This window comes from Kitasatospora sp. NPDC050543 (assembly GCF_044457565.1).
GTDB lineage: Bacteria > Actinomycetota > Actinomycetes > Streptomycetales > Streptomycetaceae > Kitasatospora.
In genome coordinates, this window is record NZ_JBITGZ010000032.1 from 17,702 (window position 1) to 38,649 (window position 20,948).

Here is a 20,948-nt window from a genome sequence, read left to right on the forward strand (position 1 = left end):
CCCACGCCTGGCGGCCGCTCGCCCGCGAGCGCCGGCCTGCCATCGCGCGGGGGCGAGGTCTCGTACTGCTTCCACCCCCGGCCGGGCCCGATGACCGCGCCGGCCGGGCCCGCCGGGCGTGGCGCCGCCCGCCGGCTCACGCCCGGTAGGGCTCGCGGGCGTTCTGCCGGCGGTCCAGCTCGGCGATGTCGGGGTGGTGCAGGTCGAACGCCGGGGATTCGGAGCGCACGCGCGGCAGGGTGACGAAGTTGTGCCGGGGCGGCGGGCAGCCGGTCGCCCACTCCAGCGAGCGGCCGTAACCCCAGGGGTCGTCCTCCGTGACCCGCGTGCCGTACTTGGCGGTCTTCCACACGTTGTAGAGGAACGGCAGCGTGGAAAGGCCGAGCAGGAAGGAGCCGATGGTCGAGAACGAGTTCAGGGCGGTGAAGCCGTCCGAGGCGAGGTAGTCGGCGTAGCGGCGGGGCATGCCCTCGGCGCCGAGCCAGTGCTGGACCAGGAAGGTGGTGTGGAAGCCGACGAAGAGCGTCCAGAAGTGGATCTTCCCGATACGCTCGTCGAGCATCTTGCCGGTCATCTTCGGCCACCAGAAGTGGAAGCCGGCGAACATCGCGAAGACGACGGTGCCGAACACGACGTAGTGGAAGTGGGCGACCACGAAGTACGAGTCCGAGACCTGGAAGTCGATCGGCGGGGAGGCGAGCAGAACACCCGTCAGACCGCCGAACAGGAAGGTGACCAGGAAGCCGATCGTCCAGAGCATCGGCGTCTCGAAGCTGAGGCTCCCCCGCCACATGGTGCCGATCCAGTTGAAGAACTTCACGCCCGTCGGCACCGCGATCAGCAGGGTCATGATCGAGAAGAACGGCAGCAGCACCTGCCCGGTGACGAACATGTGGTGCGCCCAGACGGTGATCGACAGCCCGGTGATGGCCACCGTGGCCGCCACCAGGCCGCTGTAGCCGAAGATCGGCTTTCGGCTGAAGACCGGGATGATCTCGGTGACGATACCGAAGAACGGCAGCGCGATGATGTACACCTCCGGATGGCCGAAGAACCAGAACAGGTGCTGCCACAGCAGCGCCCCGCCGTTGGCCGGGTCGAAGACGTGGGCGCCGAACTTGCGGTCCGCCTCCAGCGCGAGCAGCGCTGCGGCGAGGACGGGAAAGGCGAACAGCACCAGCACCGCGGTGAGCAGGATGTTCCAGACGAAGATCGGCATCCGGAACAGCGTCATGCCCGGCGCGCGCAGGCAGACGATCGTGGCGATGAAGTTGACCGAGCCGAGGATGGTGCCGAAGCCGGAGAAGGCCAGCCCCATGATCCACATGTCGGCGCCGATGCCCGGGGTGTGCACCGCGCTGTTCAGCGGCGCGTAGGCGAACCAGCCGAAGTCGGCCGCGCCGTCCGGGGTGAGGAACGCGCCGACCACGATCAGCGAGCCGAACAGATAGAGCCAGTACGCGAGCATGTTCAGCCGGGGGAAGGCCACGTCCGGGGCGCCGATCTGCAGCGGCATGATCCAGTTGGCGAAGCCGGCGAACAGCGGAGTGGCGAACATCAGCAGCATGATCGTGCCGTGCATCGTGAACAGCTGGTTGAACTGCTCGTTCGTCACCAACTGGTTGCCCGGCCTGGCCAGTTCGGCCCGCATCACCATCGCCATCACCCCGCCGACCAGGAAGAACCCGAACGCGGTGGTCATGTAGAGGGTGCCGATCCGCTTGTGGTCGGTGGTCGTCAGCCACCCCACCAGCGCCCGGCCGCGGCGCGCCCCGCGAGCCCGACGAGCCTTGCCCCGGTCCGGTCCGCGCCGGCGCTGCGGCGTTCGCCGCGCGAGCTCGGTTCTCGGCAGAAGAGTCAATGGACCGCGCCTTCCATGCCGGACGTCCCCCCGGGTGGACCTTCAACCAGTACCAGCCCCGGCCTGCGGGAGGACGCGGCGCGCCGGGCGGCGGGCGGGGGCGGCGGCCGTTCACCCGAACAGGGGCCCGCCGGTTGCGGGCGGCGCGGACCCGGCGGACGGTCGAGATCTCACGTCTCCTCAGGAGGATTCCGATGACCGACACACCGCCGCCCGCCTCGGGCCAGCCCTGGCGCGCCAGCTCCAGCTCATCGACCGGCGCCGGGGGCAACAGCGGCTGGGTGACCGGCCTGGTGCTGTTCGCAGGTGTCCTGATGCTGATCGGCGGCATCATGGACGTGTTCCGCGGGATCATGGCCATCGCCAAGGACGACATCTTCGTCACCACACCCAACTACGTCTTCCACTGGAGCCTGAACGGGTGGGGCTGGATCCACGTGATCATCGGCGCACTGGTCGCGCTCGTGGGTGTCTGCGTCATCCTGGGTATGGCCTGGGCGCGCTACGTGGGCATCTTCGTCGTCGCGCTGAGCGGGCTGGGGAACTTCCTGGCGCTGCCCTACTACCCGTTCTGGTCGCTGATCGTGATCGCCATTGACATCTTCGTGATCTGGGCGCTCTGCGCCTACCGACCGGACGACTCGCTCTGACCTGCTCGCCGGCGGGTGCCCGAGGGCCCTCGCCGGCGACGGTCCCACGACCGATCGGACAACGGGCCCGGACGGCTGGTCCTCCCGACGTTCTCGGACGGCCGGCTCCGGCCACCGGCGCCGGCCCGCTCCCCCGGGCGGGTCAGCCCCGGTGGCCGGCCATCCGCTCCAGCCGGGCGATGCGCTCGGCCATCGGCGGGTGGGTGGAGAACAGCCGGGCGCCGGCCTCGCCTGGCCGGAACGGGCTCGCGATCATCATGTGGCTCGCGGTCTGCAGCTGGGGCTCGGGTGGGAGCGGGAGCTGCCTGGTCCCGACGTCGAGCTTGCGCAGGGCGCTCGCCAGGGCGAGCGGGTCGCCGGTGATCCGGGCACCGTCCGCGTCCGCCTGGTACTCCCGGGAGCGGCTGACGGCCAGCTGGATCAGGCTCGCCGCGAGCGGACCGAGGATCATGATGGCGAGCATGCCGAACAGGCCCGGTCCTTCGTCGTCCTCGCTACGGCCGAAGGGGATCAGCCAGGCGAAGTTCACCAGGAACATGATCACCGAGGCGAGCGCGCCGGCCACCGAGGAGATCAGGATGTCCCGGTTGTAGACATGGCTGAGCTCGTGCCCGAGCACACCCCGCAGCTCGCGCTCGTTCAGCAGCTGGAGGATGCCGTCGGTGCAGCAGACGGCGGCGTTGCGGGGGTTGCGGCCGGTGGCGAAGGCGTTCGGGGCCGGGGTCGGGGAGATGTAGAGGCGGGGCATCGGCTGCCGGGCGGAGGTGGAGAGCTCGCGCACGATCCGGTACAGACCGGGTGCCTCGATCTCGCTCACCGGGCGGGCCCGCATGGCGCGCAGCGCGAGCTTGTCGCTGTTCCAGTACGCGTAGGCGTTGGTGGCGAGGGCGACCAGCAGGGCGATCACGAAGCCCGTGCGGCCGAAGAAGCTGCCGATCACCAGGATCAGCGCCGAGAGGCCGCCGAGCAGCGCGGCGGTCCTCAGTCCGTTGTGCCGGCGGTGCACGGCAGGCCCTCCAGGGTGGTGCGGTGGGAAGCCTTGTCGGTGTCTCCCTGTGCCCGGTCAACGGACGGACGGCGGGGCCTTGTTCCCTTGTGCGCACCCTGGCGCGCCGGCGCCGACGTGCAGGAGGGCACGCCGGCGTGCGCCCGGAGCGCCTGCCCCGAGGTCCGCGCCCCGGGGTGGAGCCACGACGCCCGGCTCAGAACAGGCTGCCGCCGACCACCTGGAGGACGAGCTGCGGCGCGAGCGAGAGGACCACCGCGGCGCTCGCGGTGAGGCCGAGGGTGGCGGCCAGCGGCGCGGGCATGCCGCGCCCGGCGGCCTGCGGCGCCCCCTCCGGCGCGGGCGCGAACAGCTTCGCCGTCCACACCAGGTAGTAGTACAGCGCGATGACCACGTTCACGGCCATCACCACGGCGAGCCAGCCCAGGCCCGCGTCCACGGCCGCGCGGAAGACCACCACCTTGCCGAAGAGGCCGACCACGCCCGGCGGCAGACCGGCCAGGCAGAGCAGGAAGAACGCCAGCGCGAGGGCCGTCCAGCGGCGGCGGGCGAACAGACCGCGGTAGTCCTCCAGCCGGGTGCCGTCCGTGCGGCTGACGGCCGCGACCACGCCGAACGCGCCGAGGTTGACCACCCCGTAGATCAGCGCGTACGCGGCGGTGGCGCCCAGCGGGTTCTGGCCCCGGCCGTAGCCGGCGGCGGCGATCGGCACCAGCAGGTAGCCCGCCTGGCCGATGGAGGACCAGGCCATCAGGCGGACCGCGCTGTGCGCGGTGTCCGCGCGCTGGCGCAGGGCGCCGACGTTGCCGACGGTCATGGTGACGGCGGCGAGCACCGCCAGCGTCAGGCCCCAGGTGTGGCCGTACGGGCGGAAGGCGATGGAGGTGACCAGGGCCAGGCCGGCCAGGCCGACCGCCTTGCCGACCACCGAGAGATAGCCCGCGACCGGGACCGGGGCGCCGATGTACGTGTCCGGCACCCAGAAGTGGAACGGGACTGCGGCGACCTTGAAGGCGAAGCCCACCAGCGTCAGAACGGCGCCGGCCTCGGCCAGCGGGCGCAGCTGGCCGGGCGCGTGGGCCAGGCCGTCGGCGATCGCGGCCAGGTGCAGGGTGCCGGTGGCCGCGTAGACGAAGCCGACACCGAGCAGCATCACGGCGGTCGCGGTGACGGAGGAGAGGAAGAACTTCAGCGCGGCCTCGGCGCCGCGGCCGTCGCGGCGCAGGGCCACCAGCGCGAAGGCGGGCAGCGAGGCCACCTCCAGTGCGATGACCAGGGTGGCCAGGTCGCGGGAGGCGGGCAGCAGGGCGGCGCCGGTGGCGCTGCTGAGCAGCAGGAACCAGTACTCGCCGCCGGGCAGCTTCTCCTCGTCCACGGTGTGCACGGACAGCAGTGCCGCGATCAGCGCGCCGCCGAGGGCGAGCAGCTGGAAGACCAGGGCGAAGTGGTCGGCGACGTACGAGCAGCCCGCGTTGTCAGCGCCGGCTGTTACGTTCTGCACGCAGAAGGTGACGCGGGGTGAGCCACCGGTGAGCGGGAGGAGTGCGATGAGTGCGAGGGCGAGTCCGGTGACGGAGAGCCAGCCGAGCAGCTTCTTGCCGCGCTGGGGCAGGAAGAGGTCGGTGACCAGGACGCCGAGGGCGGCCAGGGCGGCGATCAGCGGGGGCGCGATGGCCACCCAGTCGACGGACTGGATGAGGGCGCCCGGATCGGCGACGGCGAGGGAGGTCATGGCGGGCTGCCCCGTGGAGTGAGGTCCGAGTTCGGCGGCGAGCTGGGTGCCGACGCTCTGGCTGCTTGCGAGCTGGCTGCTGAGCATCGGTCAGCCACCCCCGAGGAGGTGCTTGACGGCCGGCTCGGAGAGGCCGAGCAGGAGGGCGGGCCAGAGGCCGGCGAGCAGGGTGAGCGCCGCGAGCGGGGTCCAGGAGACGGCCTCGTAGCGGCGCAGGTCCGGGATGTCCGGGGCGGTGGCGGGCTGCTTCGGGTCTCCCATGCAGACGCGCTTGACGACGATCAGGAGGTAGGCGGCGGTGAGCAGCGTGCCGAGACCGGCGAGCACCATGTAGGTCAGGAAGGCGGGGCGGGACAGGGCGGCGGCCGGGCCGAAGGCGCCGAACATCGCGAGCAGCTCGCCCCAGAAGCCGGCCAGGCCGGGCAGGCCGAGGCTGGCGACGGCGGCGAAGGCGAGCAGCGCGCCGATGCGCGGTGCCCGGCCGTAGAGGGCTGCCCCGGTGGCGCCGGACAGGGTGTCGAGGTCCGCCGTGCCGTAGCGGTCCTTGAGCGCTCCGACCAGGAAGAACAGCAGACCGGTGATCAGGCCGTGGGCGATGTTGGCGAACAGGGCGCCGTTGACGCCCGCCTGCGAGAGCGAGGCGATGCCCAGCAGGACGAAGCCCATGTGGCCGACGGAGGAGAAGGCGATCAGGCGCTTCAGGTCGCCCTTGGCACCCGGGCGGGCGAGCGCCAGGCAGGCGAGCGAGCCGTAGACGATGCCGACGGCGGCGAAGGCCCCGAGGTAGGGGGCGAGGGTGGCGGTGCCGTCCGGCACCACGGGGAGGAGGACGCGGACCATGCCGTAGGTGCCCATCTTCAGCAGCACACCGGCGAGCAGCACGGAGCCGACGGTGGGGGCCGCCGTGTGCGCGTCCGGGAGCCAGCTGTGCAGCGGCCAGGCGGGGGCCTTGACGGCCAGCCCGATCAGGATCGCGAGTGCGGCGGCCACCTGGGTGGTGTGACTGAGGCCGTTGCCGTGTGCATCGGCCAGAGCCTGCATGTCGAAGGTGCCGGCCTTGGTACCGACCAGCAGGAAGCCGAGCAGCATCACGGCGGAGCCGAGCAGCGTGTACAGGATGAAGCGGTTGGCGGCCGGGACCTTCTGGCCGCTGCCCCAGCGGGCGATCAGGAAGTACATCGGGATCAGCACGATCTCGAAGGCCAGGAAGAAGACGATCAGGTCCAGCACCGCGAAGGTGGCGAGCATGCCGACCTCCAGCAGGAGGAAGAGCCCGACGAAGGCCTTGGCCGAGGGCACTCCCGGGCCGCCGGGCAGCCGCCTGGTGGAGTACAGCGCGCAGAGGAAGGTGAGCAGGGCGGTGAGCACGATCAGCGGCAGCGAGATGCCGTCCACCCCGAGGTGCAGGCGTACCCCGATCGCCGGGATCCAGGACACGTCGGTGGTGGCCTGCATCCGGCCGGGCTCGTCCTGGTCGAAGCCGGCGGCGAGCACGACGGTGAGCGCCAGGACGGCGCCGGTGACGACGGTGTTGAGCCGCAGCGCGCGCCGGTCGGCGGTGCCCGGTTCGCTGCCGAAGACCGGGAGCAGGGTGGCGGCGGCGCCGAGCAGCGGCAGCAGCAGGAGGGCGATGAGGACTGCGTTCATCGGGGGCTCCAAGTGGCTGCTGCGGCGGTCGGCGGGGTGGGGGTGGGGGTGGGGGTGGTCCGGCGGTCGGTCATCGGCGCTACACCGCCACCAGGACGGCCAGCAGGACGACTCCGGCGAGCAGCGCGCTGAGGTACGTCTGCGAGTTGCCGTTCTGTGCCAGCCGGACGACCCGGCCGAGCAGGTTGGCGCCGAGCCCGCTGCCGCGCACGTACGTCTCCACCACCTCGCGGTCGAGGAAGCGGACCAGTTGGGCGGCGGCGGCGGTCGGCCGCACGAAGAGCACGCCGTAGAGGCGGTCGACGCCGAACCCGTGCCGGGCGGGGTTGAAGAGCGGGCCGAGCAGGGTGCGACCCGGGTCGGCCGGGAGGTACTCGGCGGCCGGGGCGCCGGCCTGTTCGGGCACCCGCTCGGGCTCGGCGGGCTGCGGGCCGGCGGCTGCGGCGACGGCCCGGGCGGTGGCCGCGCGCCAGGCGGCGTACGCGATCAGGATGCCGGCCAGCGCCAGGCCGGTGCCGATCACGGCGGTGGCCGGGGACGGGCGGAGCGAGCCGCCGTCCAGCAGGGTGGGCAGCCAGTCGGTGCGCAGGCTGGTGACACCGAACGCCATGGTCGGGACGGCGAGGACCCAGAGCGGCCAGCGCATCGCCGGCGGCTCGGCGGTGGCCGGGTCGGCCTCGTCGACCTCGGGCGAGTACGGCGCGTCGGGCTGGGGCTCGGCGGACACCGCGGCGGCGGACACCGGGCTGTGGAAGGCCACCAGCCAGAGCCTGGTCGCGTACGCGGCGGTGATCACCGCGGTGAGCGCGGCGGAGATCAGGACGATCCAGCCGGCCGCGGCCGGTACGTCGGAGGCCGGGCCGAGGCCGTTGGTGATCGCCTCGCCGGTCGCGGCGTGCTCGGCGGCGGTGAGCACCGCCTCCTTGCTGAAGAAGCCGGAGAACGGCGGCAGGCCGATCAGCGCGACGAGTGCGATGCCCGTCGTCCAGTAGGCGTCCGGGACGCGCCGCCGCAGGCCCGGCATCCGGGACATCGCGGAGATCGAGTTGGTGTGCGCGGCGTGGATGACCACGCCGGCGGCGAGGAAGAGCAGGGCCTTGAAGGCGCCGTGGCTGACCAGGTGGAAGACGGAGGCTTCGCGGTCCCCGCTGGCCAGGGCGCCGGCCATGTAGCCGAGCTGCCCGACCGTGGAGTACGCCAGGACGCGCTTGAGGTCGTCCTGGGCGAGCGCGCAGAGCGCCGAGCCGATCATCGTCACGGCGGCCATCACGGCGAGCACCACCAGCGCGGCGCCGGAGAGGAGGAACACCGGCAGCAGCCGGGCGACCAGGTAGATGCCGGCCGCGACCATGGTGGCGGCGTGGATCAGCGCGGAGACGGGCGTGGGGCCGGCCATCGCGTCCGGGAGCCAGGTGTGCAGCGGGAACTGGGCGCTCTTGCCGGCCACACCGGCCAGCAGCAGCAGTGCGATCAGCGTGGGGTGGCCGAGCCGTCCCTCGGTGGCGGCGGCCAGCACATCGGTGATCCGGAAGCTGCCTGCGTCGGCGGCGAGCAGGAAGATGCCGAACAGGAACGGGACGTCACCGAGCTTGGTGACCAGGAAGGCCTTGAGCGAGGCCGAGCGGGCGTCGGCGGTCTCCCAGTGGTGGCCGATCAGGAAGTACGAGCAGATGCCCATGATCTCCCAGCCCACCAGCAGCACGATCAGGTCGTTGGAGTACACGACCAGGAACATCGCGGCGGTGAACAGCGAGACGAGCGCGGCGTAGGAGGGGTAGCGGGGGTCGTCCTTGAGGTACGCGGTCGAGTAGACCTGCACACAGGTGGCGACCAGGCCGACCAGGACGGAGATCAGGGAGCTGTAGCCGTCCAGGTGGATGGCGAGCGAGATCTCGGGGCCGCCGGTCGGGGTGAGCCGGGTGGCGGCGTCCAGGCTCTGGCCGGTGCCGAGCTGGATCGCGACGACCAGGGCGAGCACGGCGGACGCGGCGACCGGGAGGATCGCCAGCGGCCGGGCGAAGCCGGGCGCCCGCTTACCGAGGGCCAGGGTGGCCGCGGCGCCGAGCGCGGGCAGCGCGGGGACGAGGACGGGGAGGGCGAGGTTCATGCGGTGGCCCGGCCCTTCAGCGGCGCGGCCCCGGCGGGCGACACGGCGTCCGGCGCCTGGTCGAGGCTGCCTTCCGACGGGTCGCCCAGGGCGGTGATGCGGTCGATGTCGGCCGTGCCGCGGGTGCGGAACACCAGCAGGACGATGGCGAGGCCGAGGCCGATCTCGGCCGCGGCGATGGTGATGGTGAACAGCGTCAGCGCCTGGCCGGCGTGCAGGGTGTCCCGCAGCCAGGCGTCGAAAGCGACCAGGTTGAGGTTGACGGCGTTGAGCATCAGCTCGACGGACATCAGTACCAGGACGACGTTGCGCCGGGCGAGCACGCCGTACACGCCGACGCTGAACAGCAGCGCGGCGAGGACGACTGGGTAGGCGAGGTGCATCGGCGTCAGCTCTCCTGCACAGGGGTCGTCGAGTGCGGCGCGGCCGGGTCCGCATCCGTCCCACCGGTGGCGGACCCGGGGTGCGGAGCGGTGGCGGACGCCGGGCGGCTGTTGCGGCCGACGGGCTGTCCGGCCCGCACCTTGCCGGGGCGAGGCCCGGGTGTGCGCGCCTTGTTCGTCCGGGACAGCACGATGGCGCCGATCAGGGCGGCCAGCAGCAGCACGGACAGCGCCTCGAACGGCAGCACCCAGTGGCGGAACAGGCTGACACCCGTCGCGTGGGCGGAGCCGCCGGCCGCGCCGAGGTCGATCCAGGACGTCCGGAAGGCGTCCGCGACCAGTGTCACCAGGGTGCCGGCCGAGGCCAGCGCCACCACCAGGGCGACCCAGCGGTTGCCCGAGTCGGCGTCCGGGGAGCGGCCGATCGGCGCCTTGGTGAGCATCAGCCCGAACAGCACCAGCACCACCACCGATCCCAGGTAGATCAGCACCTGCACCCAGGCGATGAACTCCGCCGTCAGCAGCAGGAACTCCACCGCCAGCCCGCCGAGCGCGACGACCAGCCAGAGCGCGGCGTGCACCAGCTGCTTGGTGGTCACGGCCACCACGGCGGAGCCGAGCACGGCGATGCCGACCAGCAGGAAGACGATCTCGACACCGGTCGGGGACAGGAAGGAGCGGGCGGCCGGTTCCAGTGAACCGGTGGCCGCGAGCAGCGAGGTCACTGCGACTCACCCTCCTCGGCCGCCGCGGCGGCGGCCAGCTTCTCCGCCGCCTTGCGGGCGGTGGCGATCTCCTTGGGCTCCTCGGCCGCCGGGTCCAGCGCCGGCGGCGCCGGTACGGTCCACATCCACTCGCGGAGCCTGTCCCGCTCGTGGGTGAGCTCCAGGATGTCCGTTTCCGCGTACTCGAACTCCGGCGACCAGAACAGCGCGTCGAAGGGGCACACCTCGATGCAGATCCCGCAGTACATGCAGAGCGAGAAGTCGATCGCGAAGCGGTCCAGCACGTTGCGGGTGCGGGCGCGGGCGTTCGGGTCGGCGGCGGGCAGCGTCTCCTTGTGGGAGTCGATGTAGATGCACCAGTCCGGGCACTCACGCGCGCAGAGCATGCAGACCGTGCAGTTCTCCTCCAGCAGCGCGATCACTCCGCGGGTGCGCGGCGCGAGGTCGGGCTGCACGTCGGGGTACTGCGCGGTGACGCTCTTCTTCGTCATCGTCCGCAGGGTGACGGCCAGGCCCTTGGCCAGGCCGGAGCCGGGGAAGCTCATGAGATCGCCACCTTGATGATGCCGGTGAGGGCGAGCTGGACCAGCGCCAGCGGGATCAGGACGGTCCACGCGAAGCGCATCAGCTGGTCCTCGCGCAGCCGGGGGTAGGTGACCCGGAGCCAGATCACCACGAAGGCCAGCGCGAAGGTCTTCAGGATCGTCCAGAGCCAGCCCAGGTCGTCCGGCAGCGGGCCGTGCCAGCCACCGAGGAAGAGCACCGCGGTGAGCGCGGAGACCACCAGGATGCCCGCGTACTCGGACAGCAGGAAGAACGCGAAGCGCAGGCCGGTGTACTCGGTGTACGCGCCGAAGATGATCTCCGAGTCGGCGACCGGCATGTCGAACGGCGGGCGCTGGAGCTCGGCCAGACCGGCCGTGAAGAACACGAACGCGCCGATCGCCTGCCACGGGATCCAGTACCACTCGAAGGCGTCGACGATCCCCGGCAGCGAGAGCGTGCCGGCCGCCATCGCCACCGACGCGGCGGCGAGCACCATCGGCAGCTCGTAGGACATCAGCTGCGCGGCGGTGCGCAGGCCGCCGAGCAGCGAGAACTTGTTGGCCGACGCCCAGCCCGCCATCAGCTTGCCGATCACGCCGACGCCCATCACGGCCAGCACGAACAACAGCCCGGCATCGATGGCCTGCCCGACGAAGCCGTCCGGGCCGACCGGCACGGCGAGCAGCACGAACAGGTACGGCAGCAGCGAGACGGCCGGAGCCAGCTGGAAGATCCGGCGGTCGGCGCCGGCGGGGACGATGTCCTCCTTCTGCACGAACTTGACGCCGTCGGCGACGAGCTGCGCCCAGCCGTGGAAGCCACCCGCGTACATCGGGCCGAGCCGGCCCTGCATGTGGGCCATCACCTTGTGCTCGGTCTGCCCGATGACCAGGGGGAAGACCAGGAAGACGACCAGCGCGGCGGCACAGCGCAGCAACGTGTCGAGCAGGTTCACGCGCTGTCTCCGTCCTGGGTTGGGGATTCGTCGGGCTTGGGGCGGGCCGCCGGCGGCGCCGAAGCGCCGGGCTCGGCCCGTTCCGTGGGCTCGGCCTGCTCAGCGGGCTCACCGGGCTCAGCCGACTCGGCAGGCCGGGCGCGCTCCGCCCGGGCCTCCGGGCCGGGCTCCGGTGTGGCCGGGGGCACCGGCTCCGCCGGGAGCTCGGCCGGAGCAGCCGCAGGCGGGGCCGCGGCCTCTGTCCCGGCCCCGGTGGGCTCCACCGGGGCGGCCTCGGAGTGGGAGGTCGGCTCCGCCGACGTCCCACTCCCGGCCGGGTCGTGTGCGGGCACCGGGGAGTGCCACGGAGCATCGGAGGACCGGGTCCGGCCCGGTGGAGCCGGCCGGGCCGGAGCGGCCCCCCCGCCCTCACCCGCCGCCTCCGTCGCCGCCTCGGCGGCCTGGCTGACCGACCCCTCGCTGATCGAGCGCGTACGCCGCGGACGGTCCGCCCGGATCGGGGCCGCGCCCTCGGCGGCCTCCACGGCCGGCTGCGCGGCACCCGGCTCCGCAGCAACAGCCCGGGCCGCCCGCGCCGGACGGACCGGGGCGGTGCCGTCGCCGGCGGCCGCCCGCGGGGTGCGGGCCGCGCCGCCCGCGGCCCGGGCACCCCGGGCCGGGCGCTCGGCGACGGGCGGCAGGGTGCCCTTGAGCGGACCCCACTCGTTCGGGTCGGGTACCCCGGCCGGCTGCATCTTGCGCCGCGCCGGGCCGTCCCCGTGGTCGGACTCGCCGGGCTCCTTGGCGCCCGGCCAGGCCTTGGCGACCCGCGCCGCGAGCACGAACTCCTTGCGCAGCGGGTGCCCCTCGAAGCCGTCCGGCAGCAGCAGGGTGACCAGGTGCGGGTGCCCGGTGAAGTCGATGCCGAACATCTCGTTGGTCTCGCGCTCGTGCCAACCGGCGCCCGCGTACACGGCCACGGCGCTCGCCAGCGCCGCACGCTCGCGCGGCACCCGGGTACGCACCAGCAGGTGCCGCACGCCGGGGGCGTCCACGGCGGCCAGGTGCGCGGAGACGGAGAAGCCGTCGGCCAGCTCGTCGACGGCGCTGAGCCAGTCGAAGTAGCTCAGGCCCAGGGTGTCCCGGGCGGCGGTGAGCGCCTCGATCCAGTGCTCGGCGGGCACGTCGAGGGTGATCAGCCCGTACGCCTCGGCGCCGGTGGCCCACTCGCCGACCGCTGCCGCGAGCTCCTCCGGGGTGCGGTCGAAGCTCACTTGCCCTCACCTTCGGGTCCGGCGACCAGCGGGCGGCGCAGCGCGGCGTCGGGCGCGGCGTAGCGTGCCGGAAGCGACTCGGCCGCGATCTTCTCCTGGAGCTTGAGAATGCCCTGGAGCAGTGCCTCGGGCCGCGGCGGGCAGCCGGGGACGTAGACGTCGACGGGGATGATCTGGTCGACGCCCTTGGTGACGGAGTAGGAGTCCCAGTAGGGTCCGCCTGAGTTGGAGCAGGCGCCGAAGGAGATGACGTACTTCGGCTCGGGCATCTGCTCGTAGAGGCGCTTGACGGCCGGGGCCATCTTGTCCGTGACGGTGCCCGAGACGATCATCAGGTCGGCCTGGCGGGGGCCGGGCGCGAACGGGATGACGCCCATCCTGATGAAGTCGTGCTTGGCCATCGACGCCGCGATGAACTCGATCGCGCAGCAGGCCAGGCCGAAGTTGAAGCACCACAGGCTGTAGCGGCGCCCCCAGTTGAGCACCACCTTGACCGGGTCCGGGGCGAGCCGGGCGAGCGGTCCGATGCTGCGCCGCTCGACCACGCCGCCGGGGCGGGAGGGGTCGGGCAGGCCGAGCGGGACCGGTCCCGAGGCACCGGTGCCGTGCGAGTGGCTGTGTGTCACGTCCATTCCAGAACGCCCTTCTTCCAGGCGTAGAGCAGCCCGACCGCGAGGAAGCCGATGAAGATGAACATCTCGACCAGCGTTCCGGCCCCGTATCCGGCGGCGGCGAAGACCGTCGCCCAGGGGAACAGGTAGATCGCGTCGACCGCGAAGATCACGTACAGGAAGGCGTACACGTAGTAGCGCACCTGGGTGTGCGCCCAGTCCTCCCCCACCGGGTCCACGCCGCACTCGTAGGTGAGCAGCTTCTCCGGGGAGTACACCGCCGGCCGCAGCAGCCGGTTGGCGGTGAACGCCACGGCGACGAAGAGCACGCCGACGACGGCCAGCAGGCCCACCGCCGCATACGCGTCGAAGTAGCCGTCGCCCACCGCAGGGTCGGCCGCGGCGGCAGCTACCGGCTGCCACTCCATGCGTTCGCCTCCACATCGGCCGTGCTCCCGGCCCCTCACGGGGAAGGGTTCACCGCACTTCTTTACACGCTCATAACCATCGCTAAGGCGTGAGTCTAAGTGCACCGCTCCCGGACTCCATCACCCCGCCCGCCCCTCAAGACGCCCGCTGGACGGCCACCGGACGCCGGGACGAGCGGCGCGGCGAGTACCGCGCCGGTTGACGCGCCCGAGGGCGCCCGCCGCGACGCGGGGCGCGGGGCTGCGCAGCCGCCGGGGGCGGCACCGGGCGGCACGATCCCTACTCGCGGGTAGGCCGTTGCCCGGAGGTGGGGATAACCCCCGGCCGGCAAGACGGATCAGCCCCATGGCGGTCGACGGCCCGGACCCGGGAAGCTGGGAGCCGGCAGCTCGACCGAGAGGGACGGAAGATCCAGATGAAGCCTCTGCACCGCCGTGCGGCGGACGCCGTCCGACCGCGCGACGCCCACGGTGAGCGCGCCCCGCTCTACGGCGCGCAGATGTGGCGCCAGGTGCTGCACCTGCTGCTCAACCTGCCGATCGGGATCGCCGGCTTCGTCCTCACCATCGTGCCGCTGACCGTCGGCCTGGCGCTGTCGGTCACCGTGATCGGGCTGCCGCTGCTGGCGCTGGGCCTGGCCGGCTGCCGCTGGCTGGGCCTGCTGGCCCGGGCCCGTACGCGGGCGGCGGGCGGCAGCGAGGTGGCGGAGCCCGGGCCGCTCCAGGCGCGCCGCCCGGGCATCGCGGCCTGGGCGATCGCCTCGCTCACGGACGCGCTGGCCTGGCGCTCGGCGCTCTACAACGTGCTGATGCTGCCCTGGGGCATCATCAGCTTCACCCTGACCCTGATCTTCGTCGTGGTCGGCTGGCCGGTGCTGCCGTGGGTGGTGGGCCTGCAGGCGGCCGTCGACCGGGTGCTGGTGGAGAGCCTGCTCTGCCCCGGCGCACTCTCCGAGCGGGTGCGCGAGCTGGAGGACGACCGCGGCACGGTGGTCGACACGGCCGCCGCCGACCTGCGCCGGATCGAGCGCGATCTGCACGATGGCGCGCAGGCCCGGCTGGTGGCGCTGGCGATGGACCTCGGCCTGGCGAAGGAGAAGCTGACCGAGTCCTCGGCGCCGGAGAGCGTGGAGGCCGCCGCGAGGATGGTGGGCGAGGCGCACGGCGAGGTGAAACTGGCCCTGCAGGAACTACGGGACCTGGCCCGGGGCATCCACCCCGCCGTCCTGACGGACCGGGGGCTGGACGCGGCGCTCTCCGCGGTGGCGGCGCGCTGCACCGTCCCGGGCGGGGTCAAGGTGAACGTGGACCTCAAGCGCGAGGACGGCTCGGCCGAGCGCCCGGACTCGGCGGTCGAGGGCATCGCGTACTTCACGGTCAGCGAGCTGCTGACGAACGTCTCCAAGCACGCCGGGGCGCGGACCGCGACGGTGGACGTCTGGCGCTCCGGCGAGCAGCTGATGGTGCTCGTCCAGGACGACGGCAAGGGCGGCGCGGCGCAGTACCCGGGCAGCGGGCTGGCCGGACTGGCGGAGCGGATCCGCGCGGTGGACGGGGTGTTCCTGGTCGAGAGCCCGCAGGGCGGCCCGACCTCGGTGACGATCGAGCTCCCCTGGCGCACCCGGGCCACCCGCCCGGCCTGACCGCCGGGGCACCGCCCGCCCGGCCCGAACGGCTTGACGCGAACGGCCGGGACTTCGCCGAGGCCTCGGCGAAGTCCCGGCCGGCGCCCTGTCCCGCGCACCGGCGTGCGATGGGCAGGGACGGCTCCGGCGGCGTCCGCAGACCCTTGCGCGGTGTGCGGGGGCGGCCCGCCGGGCCGGGTCATGAGGGACGTGCGCGGTGGGACGTGCACAGCGGGAGGGAGCAACGAGAGGGGCGGCGAGAAGGGGCGGCGAGTGGTTGGAGCGGCGCCGGCCTAGGGGGTCGCGCCACTCGCCTCCAGCGTGCCCAGCGTGACGTCGACCGTCTTGGCCTGCCCGTCCCTGGTGTAGCCGACGGTGACCTTGCTGCCCGGGGTGAGCGCGGCCAGCGCCGTGGTGAGCGAACTCAGGGTGGTGATCTGGGTGTCGCCGAGCCTCGTGATCACGTCACCCGGCTGGAGCCCGCCCGCGGCCGCCGCTCCGTTCGGGCCGACGCTGACGATGACCGCGCCGGCCGGCTGGAAGTCCGCGTTCAGGTACGTCCTGGCGGTGATGCCGAGGGCGGCGCGTCCGGAGTTGGTGACCTTGCGGTCCTTGATCAGCTGGTCGGCGATGTTGGTGATGGTGGAGGCGGGGATGGCGAAGCCGATGCCGGGCGCGGCGGCACCGTTGCTCTGCGGCTCGGTGGCCGCGAGCGAGTTGATGCCGATCACCTGGCTGAAGAGGTTGACCAGCGGGCCGCCGCTGTTACCGGGGTTGATCGCGGCCGAGGTCTGCACCATGTTGGCGATGGTGGCGCCCGGGGAGTCGGCGCCCTGCGGCTCGGAGACCGTCCGCCCGGTCGCCGAGACGATGCCCTGGGTGACACTGCCGGCCAGGCCCAGCGGGCTGCCCATGGCGAGCGTGATCTGCCCCACCTCGACCTTGGTGCTGTCCCCGAAGGTGGCGGGCTTGAGGCCGCCCGGCGGGCTGGTCAGCTTGATCACCGCGAGGTCGGAGTCGGGGTAGCTGGCGACCAGCGTGGCGTCCAGCGGCTTGGTGCTGTTGGCCAGCGTGACGGTGAAGTCCTGCGCGGTGCCGACCACGTGCGCGTTGGTGACGATGTCGCCCTTGCCGTCGTAGACGATGCCGGAGCCCAGGCCGACGTCGGTGGTGATCTGTACCACCGACGGCAGCACGTCGCCGATCACCCGCTCGTAGTCGTTCTGCAGCTGGTTGGTCGCCGACGGCGCGGGCGCCGAACCGGGGGTGGCCGCGGCGCCGGAGGACGCGGTGGTGGTGGCGGTGGACGAGGAGGGGCCGCTGCTGCACCCGGCTATCGCGAAGGCGACGAGCGAGGCGGCGGCGACCGGCGCCGCCAGGCGGGCAGCGGCCGCCCTGGGGCCGGTGGGGCGGGGGCCGGCCGGGACCGGGCGGGTGGGTTCCTTCTTGGGATGCACCTTGGCTGCCTCCGGATCCGTGCTCGCGTGGAGCGGCCCCGCCGGGGAGAGACCGGGCAGAGCGCAGCCTCGTAGCGGGAGGCGGGGCCGAGTTTTGTCAGCATTCCACCGTTGTGTCGCGATGGCCGCCGCGACTCGCCACCGGCCCGCCGCGCAATGCGGACCACCTAGGATGCCGCTATGACTTGGTTGATCACCGGCGGTGCCGGCTACATCGGCGGGCACGTCGTACAGCAGCTGATCGAGGCCGGCGAGCGCGTCGCCGTCCTGGACGACTTCAGCACGGGCGACCGCACCCGGCTCCCGGAGGGCGTCGCCCTGGTCGAGGGATCGACCCTGGACCGGGCCGCCCTCGACGGCGCGATCCGCGAGCACGACGTCACCGGCATCCTGCACTTCGCGGCCAAGAAGCAGGTCGGCGAGTCGGTGGAGCAGCCGTTCTTCTACTACCGGGAGAACGTCACCGGCCTGCAGACGGTGCTGGAGGCGGCCGCCGAGGGCGGCGTCAAGCGCTTCCTGTTCTCCTCCTCCGCCGCGGTCTACGGCATGCCGGACGTCGACCTCGTCACCGAGGACACCCCGTGCGCGCCGATGAGCCCGTACGGCGAGACCAAGCTCGCCGGCGAGTGGCTGGTCTCCGCGGTCGGCAAGGCGTACGGCATCTCCACGGTGTCGCTGCGCTACTTCAACGTGGCCGGCGCGGCCACCCCCGAGCTCTCGGACGCGGGCGTCTTCAACCTGATCCCGATGGTCTTCGAGCGGCTCACCGCCGGTCAGGCCCCGCGGATCTTCGGCGCCGACTACCCGACGCCCGACGGCACCTGCGTGCGTGACTTCATCCACGTCTCGGACATCGCCTCGGCGCACGTCGCGGCGGCCCGCCGGATGGCCGAGGACCCGGCCGGCGAGACCTCGCTGATCCTGAACATCGGCCGCGGTGAGGGCGTCTCGGTCAAGGAGATGCTGGACGTCATCGGCCGGGTGACCGGCTACGACGCCACCGGCGAGGTCACCCCGCGCCGCGCCGGCGACCCGGCCCGGGTGGTCGCCTCCGCCGACCTGATCCGCAAGGAACTCGGCTGGAGCGCCCGCCACGGCGTCGAGGAGATGGTGGCCTCGGCGTGGGAGGGCTGGTGCAGCCGGCACCCGGAGGCCCGCCGGAAGTAGGACCCGCGACACGCGGCGGAGGGGGCGGGGCCGTGACGGCCCCGCCCCCTCCGCCGTCCGCGCGCTTGCGTCGTGCTCCGCGCGCCTTCCGTGCTCCGTGCTCCGCGCGCCTTCCGTGCTCCGTGCTCCGCGCGCCGCCCCGCCTACGACGGCACGGCGGTGCCGTAGAAGGCGTCCAGCGCGTACACGCAGCGGTCCTTGCTGCCGACGAACACCCGGCCGCCGACCGCGACGGGCGAGCCCGTCAGCTCGCCCTTGGTGCCGAGCTCCCAGCGCAGCTGACCGGTGGACAGGTCCAGGGTGTGCAGCGAGTGGTCCCGGCTGCCGAGGTGGACCAGGCCGTCGGCGACCGCCGGGGAGCCGACGATCTCGCCGCGCGCGGTGTAGCGCCAGCGCTCCTGCCCGGAGGCCGAGTCGAACGCGTGCAGGCGGTCCCCGCTGCCGACCAGCACCGTGCCGTCGGCGACGAGCACCGGCTCGGCGCCCTGGCGGCTGCCCGTGCGCGCACGCCAGCGGTCCCGGCCGGTGGCCGCGTCCAGCGCGTAGACGGTGCCCAGGTAGTCCGCGACGTACACGGCGGCGGCGTCCAGCGCCGGCGGGGTGAAGAGCACCACGGGGGCCTCGAAGCGCCAGCGCTCGGCGCCGCTGGCGGCGTCCAGGGCGTAGACCCGGGTGCCGGCCGTCACGTAGAGCACCCCGGCCCGCTCGACCGGGCGCGAGGGCACGTCCTCGCCGACCGGGAAGGACCAGCGCAGGCCCGCCCCGCGCGGGTCGACGCAGCGCAGCCGCCCGCCGCCGTAGTAGTACGCGGAGCCGGCCACCATGGCCGGGCCGGACTGCGGGTTCTCGTAGTCCTGCTGGGCGTCGTCGGCGCGCCACAGCTCGGCGCCGTTGGCCGCCGAGCGCAGCTGGACGCCGCCGCCCCGGATGCCGCAGCAGAGCACCCCGTCCGCCGCGTCCAGCGAGAACACCCAGCCGTCGAGGGAGTTGCGCCAGCGCTCGGTGCCGTCGGCCACGTCGACGGTGTAGAGGTGCGGGCCGTCGGCGGCGTGCACCCGGCCGGCGTCCACCGCCAGGGCCCACGCCACGTCACGGGTCTTGTAGCGGCGCTGGCCGGAGGCGATGTCGAGGGCGTGCACCTCGAAGCTGGAGACGAACAGGGTGCCGTCGGCGACCACCGGGGTGCCCCAGACGTCGTTGGACATCCGGAACCGCCAGGGCCGCCAGCGGGCGGCCGGGGCGGCCGGCGGCGGGGTGACCCGGCGGACCCAGTCCGTCTCGGCGGGGGCGGTGGCGGGCCCGGCCTGGTCGGCGCGGGGCCCCGGCCCTATCCGCACCGAGGCGCCGGACAGGCGCACCTCGGCGCCGCTCTCCCCGGCCACGGGCGCGCGGTGGCGGCGGGCGGCGATCTTCTCGGTCGCGGCCTCGGTGTCCGGGCCCGGCGCGGCCGGCGCGGCGTGCACCGGGCCGGTGCGCGAGGCGGCGTGCTGGGCGTGCGGGGCCGGCCGCAGGTGCTGGGCGGTCCGCGGGTCGGCCGCGGCGGGCCGCTGCGGGGGCACCGGCGGCTGCGCGGGCTGCGGCGCCGGAGCGGGCGGTACGGCCGGCAGCGGGGCGGGCGGGGTGTTCTGGCGGCGGCTGCGCCTTCGCTCGATCAGCTCCAGCGCGTTGGCGGGCAGCCAGTCCCCCGCCTCGCCGGAGGCGTCGTCGCGGGAGAACAGGTGCGGGGCCAGCTCGGCCTGGATCTGGGCGGGCGTGGGCCGGTGCTCGGGCGAGGGGCGCATGCAGGCGCGCACCAGGTCCACCAGCTCGACGGGCAGCCCGGAGAGGTCCGGCTGCTCGCGCAGCAGCTGGAAGACCGTCTCGACCGGGTTGGCGCCCCGGTAGGGCGGGTGCCCGGTGGCGCAGAAGACCAGCAGCGAGCCGAGCGAGAAGATGTCGCTGGCGCCGGTGACGCTGCGGCTGTCCCTGGCCTGCTCGGGCGACATGTAGGCCGGGGTGCCGACCGCGACGTTGGTCATGGTGAGCCGGGTGTGCGAGACCCCGGCGGCGATCCCGAAGTCGATCACCCGCGGGCCGTCCTCGACCACCAGGACGTTCGAGGGCTTGAGGTCACGGTGCACCAGGCCCACCGCGTGGATGGACTGCAGCGCCTCGGCGATGCCCGCGATCAGCCAGCGCACGGCGTCCACGGGCAGTGGCCCGCACTCGCCGACCAGGTCCTCCAGGGACGGCGCGGGCACGTACGCGGTGGCGAGCCACGGCACCCGGGCATCGGCGTCGGCGTCCACCACCGCGGCCGTGTAGAAGCCGCCCACGGTCTTGGCCGCCGCGATCTCCCGGGCGAAGCGGACCCGGAACAGCTCGTCCTCGGCCAGTTCCCCCCGTACGGTCTTGATGGCCACCCGCCGGCCGGATGCGGAGCGAGCCAGGTAGACCAGGCCCATCCCGCCCGCGCCGAGCCGCCCCAGCACCTCGAAGGGCCCGATCCGCCTCGGATCGTGCGCCGTCAGCTGGTCCACTCCGCTGCCACCTCCCCGTCTTCCGCACCCGCCACGGGGTGCCGGTCCCGATTGTCCAACGCCGCCAGGGCCAGGTCCAACCTCCCCCGCCAGGAAGGGCCCCCTCCGGTGCGCCCCGGCGGCCAGATGATCAGTGCGAGCGGAGTGACCGGATTCTGACGCCCCCTTCGGCCGCGCCCCCGCCGCCAAGGTTACGGAGTGCCACCCGATCTTCCTTCAGCGGACCCGTCGTCACGCTGTGAGGTCATAAGCACACGGGGGGGCTTCAACGGAGCC

Annotated in this window: 17 protein-coding genes; 3 read left to right on the top strand and 14 right to left on the bottom strand. The window is 73.2% G+C overall.

All coding sequences use genetic code 11. The annotated features are described in order from the left end of the window. Window positions 1–136: 136 nt before the first annotated feature. Window positions 137–1,861: a cytochrome c oxidase subunit I gene (gene ctaD / locus ACIBH3_RS29075; protein ID WP_396315075.1), complete on the bottom strand. Its 1,725-nt coding sequence runs from the start codon at window positions 1,859–1,861 to the stop codon at window positions 137–139. A 194-nt stretch (window positions 1,862–2,055) separates the two neighbouring features. Here ctaD and ACIBH3_RS29080 point away from each other — a divergent pair, with 194 nt between their 5' ends. Next, entirely contained in the window at window positions 2,056–2,511 is a 456-nt protein-coding gene (locus ACIBH3_RS29080) for a hypothetical protein (protein WP_396315076.1), read from the top strand. A gap of 142 nt (window positions 2,512–2,653) precedes the next feature. On the opposite strand, the gene htpX is transcribed toward ACIBH3_RS29080, so the two are convergent. The 11 genes from htpX to ACIBH3_RS29135 all read right to left on the bottom strand — a co-directional run bounded on the left by htpX (window position 2,654) and on the right by ACIBH3_RS29135 (window position 13,904). Further along, a complete protein-coding gene (htpX, locus tag ACIBH3_RS29085) occupies window positions 2,654–3,517 on the bottom strand; it encodes a zinc metalloprotease HtpX (RefSeq protein ID WP_396315077.1) in 864 nt (287 codons plus the stop codon). Window positions 3,518–3,713: 196 nt separating this feature from the next. Further along, window positions 3,714–5,249 carry an NADH-quinone oxidoreductase subunit N gene (locus tag ACIBH3_RS29090; protein ID WP_396315126.1) on the bottom strand — a complete coding sequence of 512 codons (1,536 nt, stop codon included), beginning with the start codon at window positions 5,247–5,249 and terminating at the stop codon, window positions 3,714–3,716. A 90-nt stretch (window positions 5,250–5,339) separates the two neighbouring features. Beyond that, on the bottom strand, window positions 5,340–6,896 hold the full coding sequence (locus tag ACIBH3_RS29095) for a NuoM family protein (RefSeq protein WP_396315078.1): 1,557 nt from the start codon (window positions 6,894–6,896) through the stop codon (window positions 5,340–5,342). A gap of 79 nt (window positions 6,897–6,975) precedes the next feature. Beyond that, window positions 6,976–9,003: an NADH-quinone oxidoreductase subunit L gene (locus ACIBH3_RS29100; RefSeq protein WP_396315079.1), complete on the bottom strand. Its 2,028-nt coding sequence runs from the start codon at window positions 9,001–9,003 to the stop codon at window positions 6,976–6,978. Then, window positions 9,000–9,386, bottom strand: a complete 387-nt coding sequence (gene nuoK, locus ACIBH3_RS29105; RefSeq protein ID WP_396315080.1) for an NADH-quinone oxidoreductase subunit NuoK — start codon at window positions 9,384–9,386, stop codon at window positions 9,000–9,002. The genes ACIBH3_RS29100 and nuoK overlap by 4 nt, the downstream gene beginning before the upstream one ends. 5 nt (window positions 9,387–9,391) lie before the next feature. Then, window positions 9,392–10,111 (bottom strand): NADH-quinone oxidoreductase subunit J, encoded by a 720-nt coding sequence (locus ACIBH3_RS29110; protein WP_396315081.1) that lies wholly within the window; start codon window positions 10,109–10,111, stop codon window positions 9,392–9,394. Continuing rightward, window positions 10,108–10,656: a NuoI/complex I 23 kDa subunit family protein gene (locus tag ACIBH3_RS29115; RefSeq protein WP_396315082.1), complete on the bottom strand. Its 549-nt coding sequence runs from the start codon at window positions 10,654–10,656 to the stop codon at window positions 10,108–10,110. The genes ACIBH3_RS29110 and ACIBH3_RS29115 overlap by 4 nt, the downstream gene beginning before the upstream one ends. Next, window positions 10,653–11,606, bottom strand: a complete 954-nt coding sequence (nuoH, locus tag ACIBH3_RS29120) for an NADH-quinone oxidoreductase subunit NuoH (protein ID WP_396315127.1) — start codon at window positions 11,604–11,606, stop codon at window positions 10,653–10,655. The genes ACIBH3_RS29115 and nuoH overlap by 4 nt, the downstream gene beginning before the upstream one ends. A gap of 2 nt (window positions 11,607–11,608) precedes the next feature. After that, window positions 11,609–12,865: an NADH-quinone oxidoreductase subunit C gene (locus ACIBH3_RS29125; protein WP_396315083.1), complete on the bottom strand. Its 1,257-nt coding sequence runs from the start codon at window positions 12,863–12,865 to the stop codon at window positions 11,609–11,611. Next, window positions 12,862–13,497: an NADH-quinone oxidoreductase subunit B gene (locus ACIBH3_RS29130; RefSeq protein WP_396315084.1), complete on the bottom strand. Its 636-nt coding sequence runs from the start codon at window positions 13,495–13,497 to the stop codon at window positions 12,862–12,864. The genes ACIBH3_RS29125 and ACIBH3_RS29130 overlap by 4 nt, the downstream gene beginning before the upstream one ends. Then, window positions 13,488–13,904 (bottom strand): NADH-quinone oxidoreductase subunit A, encoded by a 417-nt coding sequence (locus ACIBH3_RS29135; RefSeq protein WP_396315085.1) that lies wholly within the window; start codon window positions 13,902–13,904, stop codon window positions 13,488–13,490. The genes ACIBH3_RS29130 and ACIBH3_RS29135 overlap by 10 nt, the downstream gene beginning before the upstream one ends. Window positions 13,905–14,320: 416 nt before the next feature. On the opposite strand from ACIBH3_RS29135, the gene ACIBH3_RS29140 reads away from it, so the two are divergent. Next, the gene (locus ACIBH3_RS29140) at window positions 14,321–15,547 is read left to right on the top strand and encodes a sensor histidine kinase (RefSeq protein ID WP_396315086.1); all 1,227 of its coding nucleotides are present in this window, start codon (window positions 14,321–14,323) and stop codon (window positions 15,545–15,547) included. A 275-nt stretch (window positions 15,548–15,822) separates the two neighbouring features. Here ACIBH3_RS29140 and ACIBH3_RS29145 read toward each other — a convergent pair whose 3' ends face one another. Beyond that, complete coding sequence (locus ACIBH3_RS29145) at window positions 15,823–16,986, bottom strand: S1C family serine protease (RefSeq protein ID WP_396315087.1); 1,164 nt, start codon at window positions 16,984–16,986, stop codon at window positions 15,823–15,825. A 180-nt stretch (window positions 16,987–17,166) separates the two neighbouring features. Between ACIBH3_RS29145 and galE the strand changes: the two genes are divergently transcribed. Further along, a complete protein-coding gene (gene galE / locus ACIBH3_RS29150; protein ID WP_396315088.1) occupies window positions 17,167–18,153 on the top strand; it encodes a UDP-glucose 4-epimerase GalE in 987 nt (328 codons plus the stop codon). A 143-nt stretch (window positions 18,154–18,296) separates the two neighbouring features. On the opposite strand, the gene ACIBH3_RS29155 is transcribed toward galE, so the two are convergent. Beyond that, on the bottom strand, window positions 18,297–20,672 hold the full coding sequence (locus ACIBH3_RS29155) for a PQQ-binding-like beta-propeller repeat protein (RefSeq protein ID WP_396315089.1): 2,376 nt from the start codon (window positions 20,670–20,672) through the stop codon (window positions 18,297–18,299). Window positions 20,673–20,948 lie beyond the last annotated feature (276 nt).